This window comes from Cellulomonas sp. GbtcB1 (assembly GCF_019091725.1).
Classification (GTDB): Bacteria; Actinomycetota; Actinomycetes; order Actinomycetales; family Cellulomonadaceae; genus Cellulomonas.
The window spans coordinates 1-238 of record NZ_JAGXJG010000537.1 but is presented as its reverse complement, the minus strand read 5'-3'; the positions used below and the strand labels follow the sequence as shown (position 1 = coordinate 238).

Annotated in this window: 1 pseudogene; it reads left to right on the top strand. The window is 76.1% G+C overall.

The features are described from left to right. Positions 1-238, top strand: a pseudogene (locus KVT14_RS21300) (acetyl-/propionyl-CoA carboxylase subunit alpha); the annotation flags it as partial.

Sequence of the window (238 nt, the reverse complement as noted above, 5' to 3'; positions counted from 1 at the left end):
GCCTTCGACCCGATGATCGCCAAGCTGGTCGGCACCGGCGCGACCCGGCAGCAGGCCGCGGAGCGCGCCCGCCGGCCCCTGGCCGAGCTGGAGACCGCCGGCATCCCGACGGTCGTGCCGTTCCACCGCGCCGTCATGGCCGAGCCGGGCGTCGTCCCGACCGACCCGGAGCAGCCGTTCGCGGTGCACACCCGGTGGATCGAGAGCGAGTTCGCCGACCGGCTGCCCACGCTCACGG